Consider the following 9,259-nt stretch of genomic DNA (forward strand, 5'->3'; position numbering starts at 1 on the left):
GATAAAATTTAAACCTTATCTAGGACAGCCCCTAATAAAATTCCGATTTTAGCAAGAGGATTCCCTGTCACTAGCCACGAAAAGAAATGTGCAAAGATTGATCTACTCTCTAATTCATTCTGTTCAGATGAAGCTTGGCTTGGTCTAGTTTTATCAAAACGATTTGGATTTATCGAGACTGGATGAACTGTATCAGGCTGTTTATGACTGGAAACTGACATCGGTTGAAAGAGAGGTTGAGCATCTTGAACTGGGGTTTCGGAAACATCGTTTTTATTATCTTCTGGCTCAAAATGTTCCAATTGAGAGGCATTACATTGCACTTCTACTGAAGTTAATGCGTCGTTGTCATCCATCGTATTTAACGCACTAACAGGTCCCCCTCCATTGCCATGAGCTATTTTAGCTTCGAGTGAAGTGATCTTCTGGTTTAACTGGTGAATTTGGTATTGCATACGACCAGTACGGTTAATCGCGATGATAGCGAGCACAGGGGCCACTATCACTAATGCAATTAAAACTAGTCCTAAGAGTATCCATGTATCCACAAATAGGTTTCCTTCTTTAATCCAATGCCAGCAACCCAAGATTAGTCAACCGGATCTTAGGGGATAACACGTTGCTCATATCTGAAACAAACTGTGTTTTCGTAAAATTTGTGGTAAAAAAACCAGCTAGTTAAACCGCTCTAGCTCATGATAAAAAACTCGACACACCATAACGCCTTATACACAATAAGTGCATTATAGAGTTTACATTATTCAATAATCGTCCTAGTTTAAAGATGAATATCTAAATTGCCAACCATAGGTAACAAACTGTTACAAAATAACTCCTTTTAAGAGTATTCGCAGATTAATCTATTCCGTCATTTTATTATTTTATCATCATAAAATGATAGTACATTTTTAATGTTTTTTCCCCAGACAAACAAGCCATTAAATAATTATTTTCCCATAAGGCAAAATAACCCTTATTTTTATTAATAATTAATCAAATCCAATAATCTATTTTCGACTCATTATATTTATTATAAAAAATATGCAGATAATAGGTGTATTTTCGTATGATTATGTTATTAATTTATAGACAATTTACCAGGAAGTTATTTAACAAATAACGATTGTCTTTTATCGAGTATATTTAAATTCGCGCCTTGTTCTATATAACGCAAAGGAATAACTATGTTATTACATATAATACTTGAAGCCCTAAGTCCCATCATACTCGGTCTCGCCGTAGGGTGGTTATCGGGTAAATATGGTTTCGTGAAACGGGAATATTCGCAAGCGTTTGCGGACTTTGTTGTCAAAATCGCCTTACCTTTTGCGCTTTTCCTTGCTGCCGTCCAAGCCCCGCCATCAGTGCTACTAAACATTGATTATCTATTAGCGCTGGCAGTGGGATTAATTGCATCTTACGTAATTGGTTTTGTCGTCGGTAAACTCTTTTTCCGTCACAACAAAACTGACGCTGCGATGCAAGCCTTATCGGTATCATTCCCGGATATGGCGTACTGTGGACCACCGGTTTTACTGGCTACTGTTGGTTCATCCGGTTTAATTGCCATGGTACTTGGTAACTTAATTTATACCGTTATTATTATTCCATTTACCTTATTGATGATCAGTGGATCCGCAAAAGGTAATGGTGTCCTGAAATCTGTCGGTAAAGCCGTCATTCAGCCATTAGTTTTCTTACCTGTTTTAGGGGCTATTCTGGCTATTTGTGGCGTGAAATTACCTGAAATTCTGCAAAACTCTGTGAATGAACTCGGTAAAACTGCTGGTGGTGTTGCCCTCTTCTTCCTTGGTTTACTGCTTTCAGGTATTAAGCTGACAATCAGTAAAGAAATAATCTTTAACGTATTTGTCAAAAACTTTGTGCAAGCCGCGTTAATTCTTGGTACCGGTCTCGCATTAGGTTTACAAAGTGATTTATTAAAAGCTGCATTTATTATCGGTGTATTACCGACGGCAACCGCTGTTCCAGCACTTGCTATCAGTAATAAAGCCTACACTGAAACCTCCGCGGGAACGGTGTTACTGAGTACGATTGCTGCCTTAATCTCAATTATTGGCGGGATCACCATCGTTGAAATGCTGTAATTCTTTCTTGGCGGAGTTTACTCCGCCCTTCCCCTTCCGCCACTCTCCCCCCTTCGCCAATAAAACGTTGATTTATTCATCGAAAAATTACCAAGTTGATCACAAAAAACGTATCATAGTCGCGATAATTTTTTAGTCCTAGGAACAACACCAAAATGAAAATTAGCGATGAACTCGCATCTGCAATCGCGTCCGTGACCGAAGTTGCTGCCATTGCCGCATTTGAATGGGTAGGGAAACACAATAAAAATGCAGCTGATAACGCTGCGGTTGAAGCCATGAGAAACCGACTCAATGAAATTGATTTTCATGGAAAAATTGTGATTGGCGAAGGCGAAATTGACGAAGCTCCGATGCTGTATATTGGTGAACAAGTTGGCAAACAATCCGGCGAACATCATTTAGATATCGCAGTTGATCCCATTGACGGTACTCGCATGGTGGCATGTAATGAGCACAATGCGATTGCGGTCCTTGCCGCCGCACCTACCGGCACATTATTGCAAGCACCGGATATGTATATGGAAAAAATGGTTGTTGGTGCCGCAGCAAAAGGCACTGTTCACGTGACTGCTCCCCGCCCTGTCGGGCGAGGCTTCCCACTTCTTAGGCCGCAACCGTCTGTGTGACGGATTTACGCTGGCCTCCATGGGCAGAAACGACGAGTCCCGCCGCTTGTAATTCCAGTATGCCCTTGCGTTCGATGTTGATCGCCGCATTGATATCACGGTCATGTTCAACTCCACACTCTGGACACTGCCATATGCGCTTATGTAATGGCATTTCCGGCATCTTGTGACCGCAACAATGGCAGGTTTTCGAACTGGCGAACCATTGATCCAGTTTCACCAGATGCACGCCTTTCTCTGCGGCTTTGTATTCCAGTTTTGTGATGAATCCAGACCATCCCGCATCGCCTATCGCACGCGCCAGATGGTGGTTTTTCATCATATTTGCCGCTTTCAGCGTCTCGACAATTACCGCTTGGTTTTCGTCAACAATTGCACGAGATAACTTGTGCTGAAAATCGGCACGGGCATTGGCTACCCGTTCGTGAACGGATGCAAGTTGTATTCTAGCTTTGCGTCTGTTTGCGCTCCCTTTTTTCTTCCGGGAGAGGGCTTTCTGCTTCCGGCGCAGGTTGTGGCTGGCGTTGATAAGGTGACGTGGATTGGCAATTTTATTACCGTCGGATTTGATGGCAAAATGCGTCAGCCCCATATCCAGCCCCGTCACGTTTGATATCAGTGCCGGCTTCTCTGGCGCTTCCATTCCGTCGTCACAGAGTAGCGAGGCGTAGTATTTCCCAGTTGTGCTGCGGCTCAGGGTGATACTTTTCAGCATTCCCGTAATTTCACGATGTAAACGCGCTTCAATTGGTGCAATTTTAGGGATTTTTATCGCGCCATCAAGGACTTTGATTCCAACACAATGATAGCTGGATTGTTTACCATGCTTACTTTTAAACGTCGGGAAACGAGCTTTCAGTTTCGGATTGAAAAAGTTGGAAAAAGCCACGTCGAGATTAATCACCGCCTGCTGTAACGCTATGGAATCATACTCTTTAAGCCATGCGTATTTACGGGATTTCTTCGCCACTGCAAGCAGTGGCTTGAGGTCTTTACGCGGGTTTAAATTTACGCCGTGCCGCTGGTAAGCCTGTTTTTTAATGTGAAGAGATTTGTTGTACGCGAAACGAACCGCCCCAAACTGAGCATTGAGGTATTCAGCCTGTTCTGGTGTCGGGTAGATGCGTACTTTTGTTGCTCTTAACATAATCAGTGCTCATTGATATAATGTTTTTATTTTAACATGTTAGGTGAATATATCAATTGAGTAATCATGATGATTTACTGGCGGGATTCCTCCGCAAGCGGCACAGTGTCAGTAAACTGGTCGTGCATCTGATCTTTACGACGAAGTACCGACGTAAGCTATTTGACGGACTGATGATCGCTCAACTGCGTGAGGCTTTTGGCTCCGCTGCGGCAAAACTTGAATGCGAAATTATTGAGATGGACGGAGAGCCTGACCATGTGCATCTGCTGGTTGCTTACCCGCCAAAACTGGCGGTCAGTGTGATGGTAAACAATCTGAAATCAGTATCGTCGCGCCTGCTGCGCCAGCAAAACACACATTTACGGATGCAAAGTAAAACGGGGCTTTTGTGGTCGAGATCATACTTTGTCTGTAGCACCGGAGGGGCAACAATTGAAACGCTCAGAGCCTACGTTCAGAGTCAGTCAACGCCTGATTGATCTTTAAAGCCCTGCGGACTTTTCGCCTTATATCCCCGCCCGCATTGGGCGAGGGTTTACGGCGTTTTTCGCTAAAAAATCCATTAGAGAAAAACCTCGAATTTTTATCTGCGGCATTGGATAAACCGATTTCAATGCTTAATATTGCTATTCTTGATAAACCTCGCCACCAACATATTATCAAAACTATCCGTAACTTTGGCGCCAATGTTATTACCATCCCTGATGGCGATGTACTTGCATCACTGCTAACAATCCTACCTGAACATCCTATTGATATGATGTATGGCATTGGCGGGGCACCAGAAGGCATTATTAGTGCTGCCATTGCACGCGCATTAGGTGGAGATATGCAAGCACGTCTTGTACCACGTAATAAAGCTAAAGAAGATACAGAAAAAAATAAGCTGTTAGCAGCGCAAGAAGCAATTCGTTGCCAACAGATGGGCATCGAAATTGGGGGCATTTTAACGTTGGATATGATGGTGAATACGTCCGATGTCATTTTTGCTGCGACCGCAATCACCCCTACAGTGCTGATGAATGGTATCTCAAATGATCTGCATAGCCACAGTGCGAGTACTCTTTTAGTCAACGGTAATAACCGTTCCATGAGATTAATTAATAATCGATATTTTAAATAATCATGCATTAAAAAAGGGCGATATCACTATCGCCCTTTTTCTATTTGATAACTAACAAAACAAATTAATGTTGTTCTTGCGTCATGCGGTTTAATAATGGCGCAGTAAATACCATTACAATGGCAATTGCTCCCGTCACCAGACCAATCTTCATAAATACATCGCTGTACACCGCGAGAGATTCAACTTTACTGGTGATTTCACCTTGTGGTGCTGCCGCCATGGAAGCCACATAACCTGCGATAAATGCCGCAGCAGAGTTAGTTAAGAACCATGCGCCCATGATAAAGCCCATCAGGCGCTGCGGAACTAATTGAGCCACCATCGCCAGACCCAGACCAGAAATCATCAGCTCACCAATACTTTGGAAGCCATAACAGATAACCAACCATTGAACAGACACAATACCCGCTTCGTTCGCAAATTTTGCGCCGAGTGGCAGCACTAAGAATGCTGCTGAGCACAGTATCATACCGATAGCGAATTTGTGTGGCATCGGTAAGTTGTCACCCATTTTGTTATAGATTACAGCTAAAATTGGACTACCAATCATAATCCATAATGGGTTTAACGCTTGATACTGAGCAGGCTCAATGGCTAAGCCAAAAACTTCATGCTCAACGTTATGTAACGCGAAGAAGTTTAGAGACGTCGGCATTTGGCTATAGAGAACGAAGAACACAATCGCTTCTAACATTAGGATCAACGCGACGCCCATACGGCGACGAGCAATGCCTTTTAGCGCCATCATTTCTTTGATAAAGATAACTAAAATACCCAGAGAAATCACCGCCAGTGCCGCACGCGCAATGCCTAAGTTGTGCAGTAACCAGTTTGAAATCGCAATCAGTGCAACTACACCGACGATAGTCATCAGTAATTTGGAGATGACAACAGGTGCAAAGTCTGGTTTTGAACCGTGGTCTGAGACCCATTTTTTGCACATGTAGAAGTTAATTAAGGTAATGATCAGCCCCACTACGCTGAGGGAGAATGCAACATCCCAGCCGTAATGTTTCGCTAACCATGGCGTTGCCAGCATTGAGAAGAATGAACCAATGTTAACGGCCATATAGTACATAGTGAATGCACCGTCCAAACGTGGGTCATTTTTGTCATAACAGGTAGATAATAATGATGATGGGTTCGCTTTAAACAGACCATTACCTACCGCGATGGTAGCAAGTCCGAGGTAAACCATCGACACATCATGCCCAGAGTACGCAACGAACGCATAACCGACAATCAGCACTACCGTACCAAGGACAATCGCACGCTTAGTCCCTAAAACTTTATCCCCTAACCAACCACCGATGGCAACGAAGCCATAAACCAGTGCAGAGAATGCCGCGAATAACGTAATAGATTCCGCTTCCGACATGCCAAGCACTTGGCTGAGATAGATTGGGAGGATCCCCTGAAGACCGTAGTAACCAAAACGTTCCCAGAGTTCGATAGAAAAGATGAGATAGAATGAACGAGGTTGCTTAAACGCGTTAAGACTGACTTCCTCTTTGTTATTTGTTGTGGACACAAGTTACCTCTAATACAACCTGTACGTATGCAAAAAAAACCACGGGACGCTGTCTGCACCCTCGCATTGTTATGGTCTCAAGAATTCAAGCTTTAGAAGATTCACTTTTGGTAGGAGGAGTATCAATCCCTGACCTCAAAACAAACAAAACTGTGTGTAAATATTGTTTATGAATCGCGAACATAAAATTCAATGAGTTAAAGCATATTTGATTATTTATTCAGCATTACAGCGAATATATGCCAAGCCAAACAGAATAATCAGTTAAGCAATATATGCTATTTATGCACCAAAACTAATAAATTAGCCAGCATTAATTACCATACTTATAGATGCATGTCGTGATTAACTTCAATTTTTTAAAAAATCATGAAATTATTATCGCCCATTAAATAATCACTTGTTCACTATATGTTAAGCATATTGTTCTATCTTTAATCATTTTACTCGCAGAGTAACACCCTATAAACACCACAAACATACCGCGCAGCACCCTACGGATATTTCGTCTTGGTGGTAATAAAAACTGAATAGAAAATGAATTTAGATAGGTGATTATTTATTGACGTCACTACTGCTTGTTTATTTATCGAACAAAATAACGGAGTGAGATAAAAATAAAGGGGTATTTGTAGGAAGAGTCGTATTTTATGCAAAAAAAAGCCCAGCGACTAAAACTGGGCATAATGCATTCTATTAAGGATCGTACTACTAATTCAAACTACACGACATAGATGCATTATTGCATTACTTCATGTAAAGAAATGAATGTTGAGGGTAAATATATGAATGTTTACACAAGCAAACAGTGATATATATGTAATTAAGACCCTTGATAGCCTCAAAAGGTTCATCTTTTTTTTAATTATTTTTAATCTTTTTTATAACATCATGATTTATAATCATTTAATGTATAAAAATAATTTTAAGAATAGCAAGAATGGCAATTGCGTCGCTGGCTGCAACCCGTTAACCTACCCTTTAGGAATAAATGGCTAAAATTCATCCCAAGGAAGCTCAGTGAAACAGTTTACTCTCCCCCTCATCATCCTTTGCTCATTATTCATTAATTTGAGTCATGCAAAAACGGTGGCTCCTGTTGCACCCTCTTCAGTCGTGGATGAAAAAACGCTCACACAATTAGCCGATAGCGGGCAAGCGGAAGCTCAGTTTAATTTAGCCATGTTTTATCAGTCTCATGGTCAGCTCGATAAAGCGGTGTACTGGTATAAACTATCCGCTAGCCAACATTTTACCAAAGCACAAATCAACCTAGCGTTGATGTACCAGCAAGGGGCTGGCATTGGTAAAAATCCCAAAGAGATGCTGCATTGGATGGAAGCGGCAGCCAATGCTGGTGACCCTATTGGCCAAATGAATATGGCAGAATATACCTTAGAGGGCATCCCAAACCTATTGGAGAAAAATCCACAACAAGCATTAAGCTGGCTAGAAAAAGCCGCAGCACAACAGTTGCCCGCAGCGCAGCTAACTTTAGCTTATTGGTATGAAAAAGGTGTCGTCGGAGATGAAGACCCTCAAAAAGCCAATCAAATCTACCTCGCTCTAGCTGAAAAAAATCAGCCGCAAGCGCTCTATTTATTAGGTTATCAAGCAGCAACGGGAATGTATGACAAAATCAATTACACCGCGGCGTTTCAGTATTTTACGCGCTCTGCGGAGTTAGGATTTTCCCCCGCACAAAATAGCCTCGGTATGCTCTACTTGGCAGGTCAAGGCACCAAACGCGATACCGTTTCCGCCATTAAGTGGCTCACCCTCGCCGCTCAGCAAGGGGAAGTTTCCGCCCAGTTTAATTTAGCGTTAATTTACGCACGAGGTGATGGTATCACTGCCGACCAAGCTAAAGCTTGCCAGTGGTTTATCAAGGCCGCCAACCAGCGCAGCCGTGATGCTCAGTATGCCAGCGGAGCGTGTTATCAGTATGGAATGGGCGTACCGCAAGATGATGCGAAAGCCTTATATTGGTATCGACTTGCAGCTAAACAAGGCGACGAGCGCGCCCAGAAGAAAGTGATGATTATGGAAAATGAGTTGCAGAATGCAGGGAAAGGGAAATAGCCCTAAGATTATCTGCATGAAATAACTCAAAGTACCGAGCGCTTAAATTTCCAGTGCCGCAACAATCTCCGCTTCCATTTTTTCAGGGGTCGTGAACGGTGCAAAGCGCTTAATTGGCTTACCATCACGTCCAATCAGGAATTTAGTGAAGTTCCACATAACTCGACCGCCCAGCAGCCCCGGTAGCTCACTCTTCAGATAACGAAATACTGGGTGCGCTGCGCTTCCATTGACGTCTATTTTCTCGAACATCGGAAAACTCACACCGTAATTAATGTAACAGGTCTGCCCAATTTCCTCTGCACCGCCGGGTTCCTGTTTCCCAAATTGATTGCAGGGGAAACCCAGCACGACCAAACCCTGATCTGTATATTTTTTGTAGAGTGCTTCAAGACCTTCATATTGCGGTGTAAAGCCACAATGGCTGGCTGTATTTACAACTAAAACTACCTTACCCGCGTAGTCCGCCATAGACATGCGCTGCCCGCCAAGGCTTGTTGCTGTCAGTTGATAAAAAGTGGTCATCGTAACGTCCTCAAAGATAAAACATTATGAAATAAGTGAATACGCGATGGATTCTATTTCTTTAATATTTCCAAATGCCCTCATTCTCAACGCAAGATTCCACTTGCT

8 protein-coding genes and 1 pseudogene are annotated in these 9,259 nt (G+C 42.6%); 5 read left to right on the forward strand and 4 right to left on the reverse strand.

Annotated elements, in window-relative coordinates:
- Positions 1-8 precede the first annotated feature (8 nt).
- Positions 9-548 (reverse strand): hypothetical protein, encoded by a 540-nt coding sequence (locus tag PSF16_RS15195; protein WP_272689569.1) that lies wholly within the window; start codon positions 546-548, stop codon positions 9-11.
- Between the two features lie 636 nt (positions 549-1,184).
- Between PSF16_RS15195 and PSF16_RS15200 the strand changes: the two genes are divergently transcribed.
- Together PSF16_RS15200 and PSF16_RS15205 are read left to right on the forward strand one after the other, a co-directional pair.
- Positions 1,185-2,108 carry an AEC family transporter gene (locus tag PSF16_RS15200; protein ID WP_006657579.1) on the forward strand — a complete coding sequence of 308 codons (924 nt, stop codon included), beginning with the start codon at positions 1,185-1,187 and terminating at the stop codon, positions 2,106-2,108.
- A 155-nt stretch (positions 2,109-2,263) separates the two neighbouring features.
- Positions 2,264-2,686: pseudogene (locus PSF16_RS15205) on the forward strand (fructose-bisphosphatase class II); the annotation flags it as partial.
- Positions 2,687-2,714: 28 nt separating this feature from the next.
- On the opposite strand, the gene PSF16_RS15210 reads toward PSF16_RS15205, so the two are convergent.
- On the reverse strand, positions 2,715-3,884 hold the full coding sequence (locus PSF16_RS15210) for an RNA-guided endonuclease InsQ/TnpB family protein (protein ID WP_004924658.1): 1,170 nt from the start codon (positions 3,882-3,884) through the stop codon (positions 2,715-2,717).
- 56 nt (positions 3,885-3,940) lie between these two features.
- Here PSF16_RS15210 and tnpA point away from each other — a divergent pair, with 56 nt between their 5' ends.
- A complete protein-coding gene (tnpA, locus tag PSF16_RS15215) occupies positions 3,941-4,366 on the forward strand; it encodes an IS200/IS605 family transposase (RefSeq protein ID WP_004924660.1) in 426 nt (141 codons plus the stop codon).
- Positions 4,367-4,410: 44 nt separating this feature from the next.
- Positions 4,411-5,010, forward strand: a complete 600-nt coding sequence (locus PSF16_RS15220; protein WP_272689570.1) for a fructose-bisphosphatase class II — start codon at positions 4,411-4,413, stop codon at positions 5,008-5,010.
- A 64-nt stretch (positions 5,011-5,074) separates the two neighbouring features.
- Here the strand turns inward: PSF16_RS15220 and dtpA are convergent, their stop codons facing one another.
- Entirely contained in the window at positions 5,075-6,544 is a 1,470-nt protein-coding gene (dtpA, locus tag PSF16_RS15225) for a dipeptide/tripeptide permease DtpA (protein WP_272689571.1), read from the reverse strand.
- 1,020 nt (positions 6,545-7,564) lie between these two features.
- On the opposite strand from dtpA, the gene PSF16_RS15230 reads away from it, so the two are divergent.
- The gene (locus PSF16_RS15230; protein ID WP_272689572.1) at positions 7,565-8,626 is read left to right on the forward strand and encodes a tetratricopeptide repeat protein; all 1,062 of its coding nucleotides are present in this window, start codon (positions 7,565-7,567) and stop codon (positions 8,624-8,626) included.
- 42 nt (positions 8,627-8,668) lie between these two features.
- Here PSF16_RS15230 and PSF16_RS15235 read toward each other — a convergent pair whose 3' ends face one another.
- The gene (locus PSF16_RS15235; RefSeq protein WP_154628504.1) at positions 8,669-9,151 is read right to left on the reverse strand and encodes a glutathione peroxidase; all 483 of its coding nucleotides are present in this window, start codon (positions 9,149-9,151) and stop codon (positions 8,669-8,671) included.
- Positions 9,152-9,259: the final 108 nt, after the last annotated feature.

The organism is Providencia sp. PROV033 (assembly GCF_028484855.1).
Lineage (GTDB): Bacteria > Pseudomonadota > Gammaproteobacteria > Enterobacterales > Enterobacteriaceae > Providencia > Providencia alcalifaciens.